The sequence below is a fragment of the Marinobacter orientalis genome (assembly GCF_004792665.1).
Lineage (GTDB): Bacteria > Pseudomonadota > Gammaproteobacteria > Pseudomonadales > Oleiphilaceae > Marinobacter > Marinobacter orientalis.
In genome coordinates this window covers 198,133-214,178 of record NZ_SRZX01000003.1, presented here as the reverse complement: position 1 = coordinate 214,178, position 16,046 = coordinate 198,133, and the positions used below count along the sequence as shown (strand labels likewise).

The window sequence follows — 16,046 nt, the reverse complement described above, 5'->3', positions numbered from 1 at the left end:
AATTGCTGGCAATATTCAAACCGCTCCGGCTGCTGCAATCGACTCGACGGCTGCGGGCCAGCCCCCCCGGATTTTCGCATCCCCCAGCCCTAACCGGCTCAGGAAGGCCCCCAGCCCGCGCGGCGCGGCACCCGTGAACAGGGCTACTTCAACAGGCCTGTGATCAATCGGGCGTTTCAGACTGTCGGCCGGGCTCCCCTGCTGTTCCAGCAGCCAGGCCGTGCGGCGCGCAATGGCATCGCCGGAATCCACCCAGTATTTCACTCCGGGTAACTGTGCCCGTAGCAGCTCAGTGATCAACGGATAATGGGTACAGCCCAGCACCACCGTATCCACACCCGCATCACGAAACGGCTGTAACGCCCCGGACAATGACTCTCCGGGGATCGGAATGCCGGTGACAAGGCGCTCAATCCAGTAAACCAGATCCGGATGCCCCAGGCGCTCAACCTTGCAGCCATCGGCAAATTCACTGATCAGGTCCACCAGGTAAGGACGCCGCACCGTTGCCGGCGTTGCCAACACACCAATACGGCGATTGACTGACAAAACCACCGCAGGTTTGACGGCGGGGACAACGCCGATTACCGGGATGGACGTCATGGCACGCAAATATGGAAGCACGACAGTGCTTGCCGTATTGCAGGCTACAACGATGACGTCACAGGGGAATTCGCCCAATGCGGCTGCAATCAGGGCCTGACTGCGTTCAACAACCACCGATTCCGCCTTATTGCCATAGGGGAAGGCGGCGTTATCGGCAAGATACACCAATTTCACTGCCGGCAACTGCTGATGGATACAGGCGGCAATACTCAGGCCACCGACACCGGAATCGAAAACCAGCACTCTCGGCGTTGTCACCCTTGTGCTCCCTCCTTCGCGACGATGTTTCGTGCCATGGCATCAATCAATTGGCCGGAAATGGTGGTCAAAGGTGGCACAGGTGGCAGTTCATCCGGCCGGTACCAGCCTGCCTCGGCGATTTCGTCTTCCTGCAATACCAGGTCACCGCCAGCATAGTCTGCAAAAAATCCCAACATCAGCTGATGGGGAAATGGCCATGGCTGGGACGCCTGATAGCGGACACCGCTAACATCCAGGCCGGTTTCCTCTTTCACTTCCCTGGCCACCGCTGCTTCAATGTTTTCACCCGGCTCCACAAAGCCTGCAATCAGGCTGAAAAAGTGGCGCTTCACCCGTGATGAACGGGCCAGCAGCATACGATCTCCCCGGCGAATGACAACAATCACGCAGGGCGCCAGCCGTGGATACCAGGGAATGCTGCAAGCCTCGCACCATTTCGCCCGTTCCCGGGGGTGAAGTCCGGTCGCCCCGCCACAGCGGCCACAAAACCGATGGTCCCGCCACCACTGGTGGACCTGGAAGGCCGTACTCAGCATGTCTGCCGGCGCGTCCTCCATCATCAGTATTGCGTCCCTCAAAGGCACAGGCTCCGGCGTGTCCGGAAGAGCGTCGGCATCTACCCCGGCAACGTACACGGCCTGGCCATCATACTGGCCAACGTAAATTGCCCCCGCCTCATCCAGGGCAAACGGCGATACCGTCTGCCATGGATTCAGCCACCCGGTTTCAGGCTTAAGAACCGCATTGCCGGCAATGGCCAGCACAAGGTCATTGCCCTGGGGAGCTTTTTTCGACCAACCGGGTGTCCATATCGCCATAATCCGGATCCTGCAGCTATTATGAGGTCAGAACTGGGAATGTATCATACCGATACGACACAACTGAACGACACCATGTCTTTCGGCACTGCGCGCAACCAAGTAAACTTAGCGCCTCTTCCTGTGAACCGGAGCAACCATTCATGCGTTTTTTCCTGGGCCTTCGCAGCCTGATCCTGACCCTTTTCCGCAAGATTCTGTTTTTGTGGGTCCGGACGGATGTAAGCGGCAACAGCTCCGAAGCCCTGGGACTGGACCCCGAAAAACCCGTCTGTTACGTACTGCAGTACAGTTCGCTGTCCAGCCGCCTGGTGCTGGAGCAGGAAGTGCTGAGTGCCGGCCTGCCCGGTGCTGAATCCTCACTGCCAGTCAAGAACGGGCAAAACCATTCGTTTTTCTTCCTGTACCGGAGGATTGGAGGACTGTTCCGGCGACGCCGGGCACCCGTGCCCACCAGCGAATTCCGGGCGCTCGTTCGCCACGGGCTTGAGCATCCCGAACAGGACGTGCAGATAGTCCCGGTGTCACTGTTCTGGGGGCGTTCACCGGACAAGGAAAAGTCACTCGTCAAGCTGGTGCTATCGGATACCTGGTCTGTCGCCGGCCGTTTGCAGAAGTTTCTGATCATCCTGGTTCACGGGCGCAGCACTTATGTGCAGTTTAACCAGCCCCTGTCCCTGAAACAGGTCATTGATGAGTACCGTGACAGTGAAGAACGCGCGAACCGCAAACTGGCCCGTATTCTTCGCACCCATTTCCGTGGTGTGCGCCAGGCTGTCCTCGGCCCTGATCTGTCCCATCGCCGCACCCTGGTCGGCGGCCTGATACGCACCCAGGCAGTCAAGGAAGCCATACGGGAAGCCGCCCGTAAAGACGACATCCCGCCGGCGAAGGTCCGCGCCAAAGCCTACAAGTACGCGGATGAAATCGCCGCCAACATGTCGGTTGTCACCATCCGCGTGATGGAAGTGCTGCTGTCCTGGCTTTGGAACCGCATCTATAACGGTATTTCCATCAACAACATCCAGGTGGCCAAGGAAGTGGCCCAGGATAATGCCGTGGTCTATGTTCCCTGCCACCGTTCCCACATTGATTACCTGCTGCTGTCTTATGTGCTCTATAAAAATGGCCTGATGCCACCGCATGTCGCTGCCGGCATCAACCTGAACATGCCTCTTGTCGGCCCCATCCTGCGCCGTGGCGGCGCTTTTTTCATGCGCAGGAGCTTCCGTGACAACCCGCTATACGCCACGGTGTTCAATGAATACATGCACGTGATGTTCTCCCGCGGCTATTCCGTTGAGTACTTCGTGGAGGGCGGGCGCAGCCGCACCGGGCGAATGCTGCAACCGCGCCCGGGCATGCTGTCCATGACCGTGCGCAGCTTTCTGCGGGACCATCGCAAGCCCATCGTGTTTGTACCGGTCTACTTCGGGTACGAGAAGGTGATGGAAGGCCGGTCCTACCTTGGTGAACTGCGTGGCAAGAAAAAACAGAAGGAAAACGTATTCGCCCTGGCCAGGACCGTGCGCAAGCTGAACAACTCCTTCGGCAAAGTGGCGGTGAATTTTGGAGAAGCCATTCCCCTCGCCGACGTGCTGGACGAAGTCGAGCCCAGCTGGCGGGAACAGGCCTATGATTCCAACTACCGGCCCAAATGGCTGAATCGCGCAGTATCCGATCTGGCCACTCGCGTCGCCTCCCACATCAACGCCTCAGTGGCCGTCAATCCCATTGGCATTACCGCCACGGCGCTGCTGGGCACAGAACGTCTCGCCATGGATGAAGGCCAACTGACCCGCCTGATGGATCAGTACGCAGACCTGCTCAAGGCTTTCCCTTACGCGGAGACCGTCACACTGCCCGAAGGCAGTGGCAGGGACTGGGTTGCCTACTGTGAAAGCATGGGCCTGATCACTCGCCAGCCCCAGAAGCTCGGCGATATCATTGCCCTGGAAGGTAGCAATGCCATTCTGATGACTTACTACCGTAACAACATACAGCACCTGTTTGCGCTGCCGTCACTGATCGCCAGCCTGTTCGAGAACAAACAATCCCTGCGCAGGAACAAGATCGAGTTCCTTGCCGGTGTCGCCTACCCTTACCTGAAATCGGAACTGTTCCTGAAATACCACGAGAATGAGATCCCCGGGGTCATCAACCAGTGGATTGAAGTACTGGTGTCCAGAGGCCTGCTTTTCGAGGAGGAAGGCGACAGAATCAGCCGTCCCGAAGCGGGCACCGAGTCCATGCTCCGTTTGCGGATGCTGTCACGGCTCATTATCCAGACTCTTGAGCGTTACCATATTGTCATCGGCATTCTGCGCAAATACGGATCGGGAAAAATTACTGCCAGCGAACTCGAGGAACAGAGCACCCTGCTGGCTGAACGCATGTCTATCCTGTTCGGACTCAATGCTCCGGAATTTTTCGACAAAACCCTGTTCCGCAACTTTATCGCCAACATGCAGGAAAACGGCGTTATCACCACCGACGAAAACGGACTGCTGTGTTACAGCGAGGGTCTGGATGAGGTTGCCGAAGACGCACGGCTGGTTCTGAGCGTGGAAAAACGTCAGGCCATTCAGCAGGTGACCATGCTGGGAGCCTGACCGGCCCGGCATCATACGCTGTTATCCGGCCGGGAACGCCCTGATCGAATAGACATCATAGCGGCTGCTTTTGCCCTCGATGCGGGTGGTGGGTTCCGGGCCGCTGACCGGCTCGGCCCTGCGCGGGCGCTTGACTACCACCCGATAGGTTGCCACACCCAACGCCGCTGCCAGCAGCTCGGGGGAATCATCGTCATCCCCCACCACCGTGCGGAAGACCTGCATTTCCTTTTTTACCAGAGCGGATTTGTCCCGGTGAGGGAACATCGGGTCCAGGTAAATCACATCCGCGGCCCCTTTCCCGGCCCGCCGCAACCAGTCAATACTGTTGCCTGGCTGCAAAACCATGTGGCTGACCAGCGGCGCGCTCTGCTCGTTCAGCGCAGCCCTGGCAAGACCATCACTGAGCAAGGCATGGACGACCGGTGAGCGCTCAAAAAGCGTAACCCGGCAGCCAAGGCAGGCCAGTACAAACGCATCCTGGCCAAGGCCCGCGGTCGCGTCCAGAACATGCAGCGGTTGCCGGGTTTTCTGCAGGCCGACAGCCTTTGCTATCAGCTGGCCGGTCCCACCTCCGTGCTCTCGGCGGTATCCCGCCTTACCCGTCACGAACTCAGCCCTGACCGGGCCCGGAGCGCCCTTGCCGGTCACCTGCAGGCCAAGACCGTTTTCGTCAGAAAACAACAGAACCGGATAATCCCGGATATCACGAGGCCTCACCGTGCCCAGAAAAGGCAGCTCCAGCTGTTCGGCCAGATTTCGTGCAACAAGACCATCACCCAGAGGGCTGCAGGCAACGGCAAGTCCGGAAGCGTTGTTTCGGGAGGTCATCAAACCAGAATATCAATGCCGGACAGGCCGGTATCGGAGACATCGCCGCGGGCGGCCACATCGGCAAAGGTGGATAGGGCTCGTGAGGTATTCAAAGGTACTTCATCGGCGCGAAAACGCTCCAGCCTTACGTCCTCCGCAGCCTGCCGTGCTTCAATGCGACGCTCAAGAGACTCTGTCGAGGGTATCGGCCGTTCGTCAGCATTTCGGGACCGGGTTTCCGTCAGATCCCGCCGGACCGCATCGCTGTTGTTATCGGGGGTCGTCGCAGGGGCCCGGGCCACATCACTGCGCTCCCTGACCGGGCTGTTGTTACCGGACTGGAAAGGAAGACCGCTGTTTGGATTTACACCGCCAATCATTTCAGGCCCACCGCTTTTGATTACAGCTTGACAGCAATTATGGAAGATTTATCGAGGTTTTAAAAGCTGGCTGTTCACATTCTGCTCTGCCCTCTATCACAGCAAGATCTACCACAGCATGACAATCAGCAACAGACCAAGCACCATGCGATAGACGACAAACGGCATCAGACCGAGCCGCTCGAGGAATTTCAGGAACAGATGGATACAGATCACCGCGCTGACAAACGACAGTGCGGCACCCAGAGCAATAGCCGTCCAGTCGGTTGCGCCACCCTGCTCTACCAGTTCGAGAGTTTTCAACAGGCCGGCGGCGAGAATCAACGGGATGGATAGCAGAAACGAGAAACGTGCCGCTGCCTCGCGGCCAAAGCCCAGGAACAGTGCAGCCGTTATGGTTATACCGGAACGGGAAGTACCGGGAATCAGCGCCAGCGCCTGGGCCAACCCGATAATCACTGCGTCTTTCATGGTCAGGGTCGGCAAATCGCGAGAGCGGCGGCCTACCGCATCCGACCACCAGAGCACCAGGCCAAAACCGATGGTAGAAGCGGCAATAACCAGGCCCGAGCGCAGGGTAGACTCGATAAAATCGTTGAGCAGAAGCCCTGCCAGGCCGGCCGGAATGGTACCGGCAATCACCGCCCAGGCCAGCCCACTGTCCTGCCCCACCCGACCACGGGCCGTGTCTCCTGCCCAGGCAACAGTGAGTCTGTAAACTTCCTTGCGAAAATACCAGACCACCGCCGCCAGGGTACCCACATGGACCGCCACATCAAAAGCCAGGCCCTGGTCGGGCCAGCCCAGAATCTGTGACGGCAGAATCAGGTGGGCAGAGCTGCTGATCGGAAGAAATTCCGTCAGCCCCTGAATAACAGCCAATACAACAATGTGCCACAGTTCCATGGACGGTGTTTCCGGATGGTAGCAGGGAGGGGTGATCAGCGGCCGGGGAGTTTCTTCCAGGCCACTTCATCACGAATATAGACTGGCTGCGCCTGCGCGGCCGAGACACCGGTACCCTCCCGGAGGGCAAGGCCAGCCAACTCAGCGACCCGGGACGCTCTGGGAACCAGGGAATCGTCGATCTTTTTCATGGCGCCAGTTACATTGGCCGGGAAGCCGTCCCGTAATCCCCAGCCCTGGCCAACACCGAACCAACTGGAAATGCCGGACGCCAGGGTAAGCGATTCCGGTACACAAACCTGCTCGTCACCAATCAGCTCCGGCTGGCCCGCCCGACATACGAAGCACCCCCAGTAAATCTCGCCCATCCGCGCATCGAATGCGACAGCGATGCCCTCTCCTTCCGAGAGCGAGAAACGGGCAATGCCATCCGCAGCAACGGCCGACAGCGACGATACCGGAATAACGGGCACGTCCAGTCCATAAGCCAGGCCCTGGACAACACCGGTGGCAATTCGAAGGCCGGTAAACGATCCCGGACCACAGGCAAACGCCAGGGCATCAAGTTCGGCAGGCACCATGCCCTGTTCCGCAAGAAGGTCTCTGATCATTGGCATCAGCAGGCGGGTATGGGCACGGGGCGCAAGCTCAAAACGTTCACTGATACTGCCATCGATCAGAAGAGCTGCGGAGCAGCCCTCAGACGATGTATCCATTGCCAGTAATTTCACGCCATTACTTCAGCTTGGCAAGGATCTGGTCGCGGATATCATCCAGACTCCCGACGCCTTCAACACGCACGTACTTGGGGGCAGTGGCAGGGTCTTTCTTCGCCCACTCCTGATAATAGTTGACCAGCGGTGCAGTCTGCTCATGATAGATCTTCAGGCGTTTGCGAACCGTTTCTTCCTTGTCGTCGTCGCGCTGAACAAGGGGGTCACCGGTTTTGTCATCCTTACCTTCGATTTTGGGCGGGTCATACTTCACGTGATAGACGCGGCCACTGTCCTCGTGTACGCGACGACCGGACAAACGACTGACGATTTCCTCATCGTCAACGGCGATCTCGACCACGTAGTCGATGTCGATACCCTGGTTTTTCAGGGCTTCGGCCTGCGGAATCGTGCGGGGGAAACCGTCCAGCAGGAAGCCATTCCTGCAGTCCGGCTGCTTGACCCGCTCTTCAATCAACGCAATGATGATGTCATCAGACACCAGGCCACCGGAGGCCATCACTTCCTTGACCTGTTTGCCAAGCTCTGACTCGGCCTTGACCGCAGCACGCAGCATATCACCGGTGGATATCTGGGGGATGCCAAACCGCTCGGTTATGAACTGGGCCTGAGTTCCCTTACCCGCGCCTGGCGCGCCTAACATGATGATTCTCATAACGCTGTGCTCCCATTGTAGTCTTTATCATTTGAAAAGCTGTGGCAAAATCCTGCGGCTTTGCGACAGCCTCTCGCCGGCCCCGGCCCGATGAGCCATGCCAGGTAAGACGCATTATACGAACTCAGTCACGGCAGAGAAAGTGGACCTCTGTAGCATGCGCCTGAAGGCTGCATCACGTTCTGATCTGCGATCATGCAACTATCAGGATGACAGGGAAAGTGCCAGTGCGTCCAGATCACCGGAAACCCTCCCGATCTCCTCACTCAGAATCGTGATATCGCTGTCGGAAAGCCCGAGTGGCAATGCCAGGGCTGTAAGATCATCCGGATTGAACTCATCTCCGATACCTTTCTCCTTGAGCAAAGCGTTGGCAAGCTGAACCATGAGCACGTAATTTTCATGCTCGCCCTGATATCCCTGCTGCTGGTGCATGCCTGCAGCCTTGACGACCGGATCCGGCAATTCCCATAAACGGTGCAGAATACCGCCAATAGCCCCATGACCAACAGCCAGCATCTGCTGGTTGTCATCGGCACCGAATACCTGCTGCTCCAGTGAGTGCATGCTGGCTTCCGGATTGGCTTCGCGAAGGGTGTTGAGTTCTTTGAACTCCTGTGGAAAGAGGTGTCCGATCAGTAACAGGCCAAAATTGTGCAGCAAGCCGCAGAGGTAGGCCAGCCCCTTGTCGGCATTGCATCTGGGCGCCATGCGCTGACACAGGAAGGCACAATACAGGGAATGCCGCCAGAACTGGTCCATCCCCAGCATACCCTGGCGGGGCACATCAAAGGCACGTACCGAGGCGATGCCCAGGGCTATGTGAGCTACTCTGTCAAAGCCCAGGACACGGGTAACCGCTTCCTGAACAGAGTTGATCTGGCCGGGGTAGTTGAAGAGCGCTGAACGCGCGTAGCGCATGACCTGGGCCGTCAGGCTGGGGTCAAACTCGATCAACTCGGCCAGTTCCCGGGCAGAGGCGTCGGTGTTGGCGGTCAGCCTGAGAATGCGCAAGGCCAGTGCCGGCATCGGCGGCAGACGGTACAGTTTCTGGAGTTTATCCGCCACCTCTTCCAGCGTCAGCGCCTCGCGTTCGCCGGTGTTCTGCCCGCGGATTACCAGGTGTCCCTGATCTGCCTCCGCCAATGCCCTCGCCAGAGAGGTTCGATCCAGTTCCAGGAGAGTATTGTCAGTACCGCCACACATCAGCGTGCGGGGATAGCCCAGAACGTCCTCATCCACCAGTACCGGTATGTCATAGGCAGCCCCGACGGGAGGCTGAAAACCGGGATCACAGTCAGCAAACAGCCGCGCACTCTGACGGGCGGTGAGTGGCTGAAGGCGCCGGCCCGTGAGCCGGTGAACCAGATCCATATCCAGGCTGGTGTTATAACCGTGAACTGCCATGACCACGCCATTGATATCGATCAGCGGCGTAGCCCGGATAAACTCGTCCTGGGGCCGACCGGAAGCCATAACCGCGGCATCAAAGTTGAGTACCTGATCGATTGCCAGTTCCCGGTAGGCGATGCCCTTGCGAGTCAGAAAACCTGCCAGTCTTGCCGCTAACGCCACGGCGTTACTCCTGTTTTTGTTGTCTGGTGGACTTCTGCAGCCCTCAGGCCTGAGGCCCAGATCAGCCAGTATTACGCATGCCTGCCGAGATCCCTGCCATCGTCACTTTCAGCGCGCGCTCTACCATGTCGGGCACTTCGCCCTTGCCTTCACTCTCACGGTCGCGCTTCAGCAGTTCGGCCTGCAGATAGTGTAGCGGGTCAGTATACGGATTACGTACCCGCATGGAATGGGCAAACACCGGTTCCTGCTCAAGCAATGTGTCCTGCTCTTTCAACTCCAGCAAGTGGCGGATGCACCCCTGCAGACGCTCACGCAGGTCTTTACCCAGCTCCAGGAGTTTCGGATCATCCACCAGAGTCTGTTCATAATAGCTGGCAATCCGCAGGTCGGATTTTGCCAGTACCATCTCCAGCATGTCCACGTAGGTCTTGAAAAATGGCCATTTCTGCATCATTTCCCGCAGCACCGGCACCCGATCGTTGCGGAAAGCTTCTTGCAGGGCCACGTCGCTGCCCAGCCAGCTGGGCAGCATCAGGCGCATCTGGGTCCAGGCGAAAATCCAGGGAATCGCCCGCAGGCTTTCCACGCCACCGCCAGGTTTGCGTCGCGCCGGGCGACTGCCCAGAGCCAGCTTGCCGAGTGCCTGTTCCGGGGTGACCTGGCGGAAATAGGGGACGAAATCGGGGTTGTCCCGAACCACGTCGCGGTAGGCTTTCAGTGACCTCTCGGTAAGCCAGTCCATGACCTCGCGCCACTCCGGCTCAGGCCCGCGGGGCGGCGCCAGGGTGGCTTCCACCACGGCGGTGGTATAGAGCGTGAGACTCTGTTCCGCCAGCCGCGGCAGGCCGAACTTGAAACGAATCATTTCGCCCTGCTCGGTGATCCGGAAGCTGCCGTTGACCGATCCGGGGGGCTGGGACAGGATGGCGCGGTTGGCGGGTCCGCCGCCACGGCCGACAGTACCCCCGCGACCGTGGAACAGGGTCAGGTGAACACCGTACTTGCCGGCAACTTCCGTGAGTCTTTCCTGGGCCTGGTACTGGGCCCAGGCAGCCATCATCTGGCCGGCATCCTTGGAAGAATCGGAGTAGCCGATCATGACTTCCTGGCGGCCCTCGCAGTAGTGCCGATACCAGTCCACGTTATAGAGCGCCGCCATGCTGTCGGGAGCACTCCGCAGATCATCCAGGGTCTCGAACAGCGGCACCACGCGCATGGGGTTTTCCATGCCCGCTTCGCGCAGCAACAGAATCACGTTCAGCACGTCTGACGGTTTGCTGGCCATAGAGATAACGTAGGAACCCAGCGCCTCCGGTGTCTGTTCCGCCACCACTTCACAGGTCGCAAGCACTTCCGCGACCTCCTCCGAAGGCTGCCAGTTTCTGGGCACCAGTGGCCGCCTGCCTTTAAGCTCACGCACCAGAAAATCCTGCCGTTCCTGTTCTGACCACGACAGATAGTCGCCCATACCCAGGTAATCCACCATCTCGGCAACTGCTCCCGCATGGCGGGAGGCCTCCTGACGGATATCCAGGCGGATCAACGGCAGGCCAAAGGTGTGGGCCCGGCGAATGGTATCCAGCAGCGGGCCATTGGCAATGGTTTCCAGACCACTGTCGATCAGCGAGCGATAACACAGCTCCAACGGACCGGTAAAATCCTCGTTGGCAAACAGGGTATCGGTGGTGTCTGCCGATTCACCCGCCACGCTGGCCTCTGCCCAATCCCTGGTTTTAATCAGCTTTTCCCGCAGTCCTGCCAGCACCATGCGATAGGGCTCGCGGGAATCACCGGTGACTGCAAGCAACTCGTCACTGGCCTGCCACATGGAGAGCTCGGCACGCAAAGCCTGGATGTCTCGCAGATAAAGATCGGCGGCCATCCAGCGGCCAAGCAGGAACACCTTGCGGGTTACTTTGTGAGTCACATTAGGGTTGCCGTCACGGTCGCCCCCCATCCAGGAGGCGATACGAATCGGCGATGCGTTCAGCGGCAGGCCCTTGCCTGTGGCTTCGGAAAGTGACACGTCAAGGCTGCGAAGGAAGCGCGGCAGCGCCTGCCACAAACTGTTCTCGATAACCGCAAACCCCCACTTGGCTTCATCCACAGCGGTGGGGCGCTCGTGGCGGATTTCATCCGTGTGCCAGGCTTCGGTGACCAGTTGCCGCAACCGATCAACGATTTCCTCCCGCTCTGCAGTCATGAGATCATCATGGTCCAGACGAGCCAGGCAGTCTGACATCTCATCGTATTTCATGATCAGTGTCCGACGCGCCACTTCTGTGGGATGGGCGGTGAGAACGTATTCAATACGCAGATCGGCGACCCGCTGATGCAGATCCTCCGCGCTGATACCACCGCTCTTGAGGCGACCGAACACGTCACTGAGTGATTCCACCATCAGGTCCGACTGATGGCCACGCTTGCGACGGATACCGTGGTACTGCTCGGCCAGATTCGCCAGGTTCAGGAACTGGTTAAAGGCACGGGTTACCGGCAACAGTTCGTCATCACTCAGCTTGCCCAGCAGGCTAACCAGGCGCTGACCGGAACCACTCTCCTGTCGGCGATCAGCCTTGGCGGCCGCGCGCACTTCTTCAATCCGCTCGTAACAGTCCTGACCGGGATGGCGCTGGATACTCTGTCCCAGCAACTCCCCCAGCATGCGGACATTTTCTCGGAGTTCAGGGTGTAGCTCGGTCACATTGACGTCCTTTTAAATTGACGGAGATGAAGTAAACTTACGATACTATTTACTCTTAAAGCCTGTCTAACGGTTAAAGCCTGTCGCCGCAAGGAGTATTCATGAAAGTTACCGATCTGCCCAAACACTGGGAAGGCAAAAAAGAAATGGTCGAACGGAGCCACGATTATAACCTCCGTTTACCGCTGGAAGATGCTGCGCGCATAGCTGCGCTGGCAGAACTCTATCCGGACCGCTCGGAAAGCGACATTCTCAATGACATGATTGGTGCTGCGCTCGACGATCTTGTCAGGCTCAGCCCATTGAAAGACAAGCTCGAAGGCAAGGAAAAATAGAGGGGGTCAGCTTACTGCGGGGTGGCGGGACCACCCCGTGGTTATTGCGGGTATGTCCTGATCAGGCAATTGACGTGATCAGGCAACCGAGTCCAGCTGGCGAGCCTTCAGCTTCTGGATATGCTTCTGGCTCAGACTGATGAAGCGAGGCGTCATGCCCTTGTCTTCATAGATCTCGAAGCCATCCTCATCGAAAGCAACCACTCTCGAGCCCTGGACATAGGGGAAACTGGTTTCCAGTTCATCAATGGCGGCAGAGATCAGGTCGCGGAGAAGATCCTGTGACGACTTCATCGGATAAAGCGCTGCCAGCTTTTCCAGTCGCTTGTGATGCTGGTCGGACAGGTTGGCAAAATACACATCCCGGGTCAGCCGACCACGAGCATGTTTATCCCAGTAATTGACCAGATCTTTGATTTTCATGGTGCCTTCACTCCTGCATCTTCTTGGTGGCCCACGATACGCACACGAAGTGTGCTTCCGTAGGCGGAAGTGTAGACGAAGCAACCGCACCGGGGGCGGAAATATTGGTAACGGATTGTACTTATCCGTTACTTTTTTCGCTGCTTTTCAACCCCTTTGACGATTTGCCAGACAGCGTCCAGCGCCTCCAGCGATTCACTGTCCAGATCACGGCCTTCGCGTTCCAGGTGTTCCTCGATAGCACGGAATCGCGTTTCAAATTTATGGTTGGTGCTATTGAGGGCCTGCTCGGGATTGACCTTCATAAAGCGTGCCAGGTTAACGCAGACAAACAGCAGATCCCCCAGTTCATCCTCCACCGCGTCTACCGGACCTGCCCCGGATCGCGCGGCATACCAGGCTTCCTTGAGCTCATCAAGCTCTTCATGGAGTTTGTCGAACACCGGTTCCACATCCTGCCAGTCAAAGCCGTGATTGGCCGCCCTGCGCTGAAGTTTCTCAGCACGCACCATTGCAGGGAGTGTGCGGGCAATACCATCCAGCCGGCCGGCAGGCCCGGAGTCTGCCGGCATCTCCGGTTTCGCGGCCCTTTCTTCCGCCTTGATACGTTCCCAGCTGGCCTTGATTTCAGCTTCTCCGGGGCGATTATCCGGATCAATCCGACTCTCCAGCGTGCCATCCGGAAACACGTGGGGATGGCGCCGGACCAGTTTGTGCACCAGGTTATCCACCACCGAGTCGAAATCGAAATGGCTCTGCTCTTTCCCCATCTGACTGTAAAAAATCACCTGGAACAACAGATCACCAAGCTCATCTTCCAAGTGCGGATAGTCCTCCCGGTCGATGGCGTCAGCAACCTCGTAGGCTTCTTCCAGGGTATGGGGCACAATGGTTCTGAAGGTCTGACGGGTATCCCAGGGGCACCCGGTATCCGGATCCCTCAGCCGCGCCATCAGGGTTTTCAGATCGTCGATAGTATAGCTCATGAGCGCTTGCGCCTGACTTCGATGATGTTGGGCAGGTTACGAATCTGGGCCAGCAGCTTTGCCAATTGATCAAGGCTGGAAATTTCCACCGTCACTATCATGGTAGCGGTGTTCTCGTCCTTATTGGACCTGGTGTTCAGTGACAGGACATCACTTTTGGACGAGGACAGCACCTGCGTGATGTCCCGCAACAGCCCGGAACGATCGTACGCGTCGATCTCGATATCCACTGGATAAACGGCAACGGGCCGCCCGCCCCAACTCACCTCGATAATGCGGTTGGGCTCCTTTTCCCTGAGATTGAGGAAAGTGATGCAGTCCTGCCGGTGCACCGTCACGCCACGGCCAACGGTGATGTAGCCACCGATTGGATCACCGGGCAGTGGTTTGCAACACTTCGCCACCTGGGTCTTGAGTTTGCCGACACCGCGGATCTGGATATCCGCTTCGGTGTCGTAGGGCTGGCGCCTCAGTCCGCTGAGCTTCAGGTTCAGTTGCTCGGATTTCGGCTCCAGCATCTGCTGGGCGATGTTGGCCACATGGGTGGGACGGAGGTCGCCCGCTCCCACTGCCGCAAACATATCATCCGCCTCCTGATAATTGACCTTTCCGGCCAGTTCATCGAAGTCGACGCCAAAAAGTGACAGCCGCCTGAACTCATCTTCCAGGATCGCGCGGCCATCAGTGATATTGCGGTCGCGGTCCTGCTGTTTGAACCAGTGGGTCACTTTCGCGCGAGCGCGCGAGGTCTGGATATAGCCCAGACTGGGGTTAAGCCAGTCACGGCTTGGCGCCTGGGTATTGGAGGTAAGGATGGAAACCTGATCCCCGGTTTTCAGTGGATAGATCAACGGTACGATGCGGTTGTTGACCTTGGCGCCACGGCAGGCATGGCCGATTTCGGTGTGTACCCGGTAGGCAAAATCAACCGGCGTGGCGCCCTGTGGAAGATCCACGACATGGCCTTCCGGGGTAAACACATACACACGGTCCGAAGCGATATCCGATTTGAGATGATCCGCCAGCCCGGACAGGTCACCGAGCTCTTCCTGCCATTCCAGGACCTGCCGCAGCCAGTTGATCTTGGCATTATAACCCACCGAGCGGTTGCCCTTGTCCATACCCTTGTACAGCCAGTGGGCACACACACCCAGCTCGGCCTCCTCATGCATGGCATGGGTACGGATCTGCACTTCCATCACCTTGCCTTCGGGACCGATCACAGCAGTGTGGAGGGACTGGTAGCCGTTTTCCTTGGGATTGGCAATGTAATCATCGAATTCGTTGGGGATATGGCGCCACAGCGTATGCACAATGCCCAGTGCGGCGTAGCAGTCACGCACAGCCGGAACCAGTATCCGCACCGCGCGCACATCATAGACCTGGGAGAAATCGATACCCTTGCGGCGCATCTTCCGCCAGATGCTGTAGATGTGCTTGGCGCGTCCCGCCAGTTCCCCCTCGATGCCGGAAGCACTCAACTCATCCTTGAGGGAGGTAATCACACGCTTGATGTAACTTTCGCGGTCCAGGCGCTTCTCGTCCAGAAGCCTGGCAATCTTTTTATACGCCGATTCATGAAGGTAGCGAAAAGACAGGTCTTCCAGCTCCCACTTGATATGGCCGATACCCAGGCGGTGCGCCAGCGGTGCGTAGATGTCAAAAACCTCGCGAGCTACGCGCATGCGTTTTTCTTCGGGCGCATTTTTCACCGCACGGATGGCGCAGGTCCGTTCGGCAAGCTTGATCAACGCTACCCGGACATCGTCAATCATGGTGACGAGCATCTTGCGGACATTGTCGAGCTGGCCTTCGGTCTGGCCAAGCACATTGCCCTTGAGCGGATGATGGATGGAGGATATGGCTGCCATCTGCTGCACGCCGTCAATCAGCCCGGCCACTTCCTCACCGAACTCTTTGCGGATTTCCTCCAGGGGGATGCGCTCTTCCCGCACGGCCCGGTAAAGAATCGCAGCGACAAGGCTGGCCTGGTCCAGGTGCAATTCCACCAGCACCTGGGCCATTTCTATACCGGTGCGGAAGCTGCTGGCGCCGGGGGCCCACACCCGGTCTTCACGCACAGCCTGGAAATCGATCGCTGCGGCTTTTTCGCAGGCCCGCCGGAACTGTTCGGCATTTTCCAGGTGAGTCTGTGACTCGATCTGGCGAACCCAGCGTTCGATGTCGACCTGACCGTCGCCCGTCACTGCATAATCTTCGCGAACTTTTACCATA

At 58.1% G+C, this 16,046-nt stretch carries 14 protein-coding genes; 2 read left to right on the top strand and 12 right to left on the bottom strand.

Annotation, left to right across the window (positions count from 1 at the left end):
* Nucleotides 1–15: 15 nt before the first annotated feature.
* Nucleotides 16–864 (bottom strand): glutamate racemase, encoded by an 849-nt coding sequence (gene murI / locus DIT72_RS11325; RefSeq protein ID WP_135955352.1) that lies wholly within the window; start codon nucleotides 862–864, stop codon nucleotides 16–18.
* Nucleotides 861–1,685 carry an NAD(+) diphosphatase gene (gene nudC, locus DIT72_RS11320; protein ID WP_135955351.1) on the bottom strand — a complete coding sequence of 275 codons (825 nt, stop codon included), beginning with the start codon at nucleotides 1,683–1,685 and terminating at the stop codon, nucleotides 861–863. The genes murI and nudC overlap by 4 nt, the downstream gene beginning before the upstream one ends.
* A gap of 143 nt (nucleotides 1,686–1,828) precedes the next feature.
* On the opposite strand from nudC, the gene plsB reads away from it, so the two are divergent.
* Entirely contained in the window at nucleotides 1,829–4,297 is a 2,469-nt protein-coding gene (gene plsB, locus DIT72_RS11315; RefSeq protein ID WP_135955350.1) for a glycerol-3-phosphate 1-O-acyltransferase PlsB, read from the top strand.
* A gap of 21 nt (nucleotides 4,298–4,318) precedes the next feature.
* Here plsB and DIT72_RS11310 read toward each other — a convergent pair whose 3' ends face one another.
* From DIT72_RS11310 to ppc, 7 genes are all read right to left on the bottom strand, one after another.
* Nucleotides 4,319–5,128 carry a class I SAM-dependent methyltransferase gene (locus tag DIT72_RS11310; RefSeq protein ID WP_135955349.1) on the bottom strand — a complete coding sequence of 270 codons (810 nt, stop codon included), beginning with the start codon at nucleotides 5,126–5,128 and terminating at the stop codon, nucleotides 4,319–4,321.
* The gene (locus tag DIT72_RS11305) at nucleotides 5,128–5,490 is read right to left on the bottom strand and encodes a UDP pyrophosphate phosphatase (protein WP_135955348.1); all 363 of its coding nucleotides are present in this window, start codon (nucleotides 5,488–5,490) and stop codon (nucleotides 5,128–5,130) included. Before DIT72_RS11305 ends, DIT72_RS11310 begins: the two co-directional genes overlap by 1 nt.
* A 108-nt stretch (nucleotides 5,491–5,598) precedes the next feature.
* The gene (locus tag DIT72_RS11300; RefSeq protein ID WP_135955347.1) at nucleotides 5,599–6,396 is read right to left on the bottom strand and encodes an undecaprenyl-diphosphate phosphatase; all 798 of its coding nucleotides are present in this window, start codon (nucleotides 6,394–6,396) and stop codon (nucleotides 5,599–5,601) included.
* A 35-nt stretch (nucleotides 6,397–6,431) separates the two neighbouring features.
* Nucleotides 6,432–7,127: a tRNA (adenosine(37)-N6)-threonylcarbamoyltransferase complex dimerization subunit type 1 TsaB gene (tsaB, locus tag DIT72_RS11295; protein ID WP_135955346.1), complete on the bottom strand. Its 696-nt coding sequence runs from the start codon at nucleotides 7,125–7,127 to the stop codon at nucleotides 6,432–6,434.
* Nucleotides 7,128–7,131: 4 nt separating this feature from the next.
* On the bottom strand, nucleotides 7,132–7,785 hold the full coding sequence (gene adk / locus DIT72_RS11290; protein WP_135955345.1) for an adenylate kinase: 654 nt from the start codon (nucleotides 7,783–7,785) through the stop codon (nucleotides 7,132–7,134).
* A gap of 204 nt (nucleotides 7,786–7,989) precedes the next feature.
* Nucleotides 7,990–9,360 (bottom strand): HDOD domain-containing protein, encoded by a 1,371-nt coding sequence (locus DIT72_RS11285; protein ID WP_135955344.1) that lies wholly within the window; start codon nucleotides 9,358–9,360, stop codon nucleotides 7,990–7,992.
* 61 nt (nucleotides 9,361–9,421) lie between these two features.
* Nucleotides 9,422–12,067: a phosphoenolpyruvate carboxylase gene (ppc, locus tag DIT72_RS11280; RefSeq protein WP_135955343.1), complete on the bottom strand. Its 2,646-nt coding sequence runs from the start codon at nucleotides 12,065–12,067 to the stop codon at nucleotides 9,422–9,424.
* Nucleotides 12,068–12,168: 101 nt separating this feature from the next.
* On the opposite strand from ppc, the gene DIT72_RS11275 reads away from it, so the two are divergent.
* Nucleotides 12,169–12,402, top strand: coding sequence for a hypothetical protein (locus tag DIT72_RS11275; RefSeq protein ID WP_135955342.1), 234 nt, complete (start codon nucleotides 12,169–12,171; stop codon nucleotides 12,400–12,402).
* A gap of 78 nt (nucleotides 12,403–12,480) precedes the next feature.
* Here DIT72_RS11275 and DIT72_RS11270 read toward each other — a convergent pair whose 3' ends face one another.
* The 3 genes from DIT72_RS11270 to relA all read right to left on the bottom strand — a co-directional run bounded on the left by DIT72_RS11270 (nucleotide 12,481) and on the right by relA (nucleotide 16,045).
* Nucleotides 12,481–12,825: a pilin assembly protein gene (locus tag DIT72_RS11270; RefSeq protein ID WP_135955341.1), complete on the bottom strand. Its 345-nt coding sequence runs from the start codon at nucleotides 12,823–12,825 to the stop codon at nucleotides 12,481–12,483.
* A 128-nt stretch (nucleotides 12,826–12,953) separates the two neighbouring features.
* Nucleotides 12,954–13,811: a nucleoside triphosphate pyrophosphohydrolase gene (gene mazG, locus DIT72_RS11265; protein ID WP_135955340.1), complete on the bottom strand. Its 858-nt coding sequence runs from the start codon at nucleotides 13,809–13,811 to the stop codon at nucleotides 12,954–12,956.
* Complete coding sequence (gene relA, locus DIT72_RS11260) at nucleotides 13,808–16,045, bottom strand: GTP diphosphokinase (RefSeq protein ID WP_135955339.1); 2,238 nt, start codon at nucleotides 16,043–16,045, stop codon at nucleotides 13,808–13,810. The genes mazG and relA overlap by 4 nt, the downstream gene beginning before the upstream one ends.
* Nucleotide 16,046 lies beyond the last annotated feature (1 nt).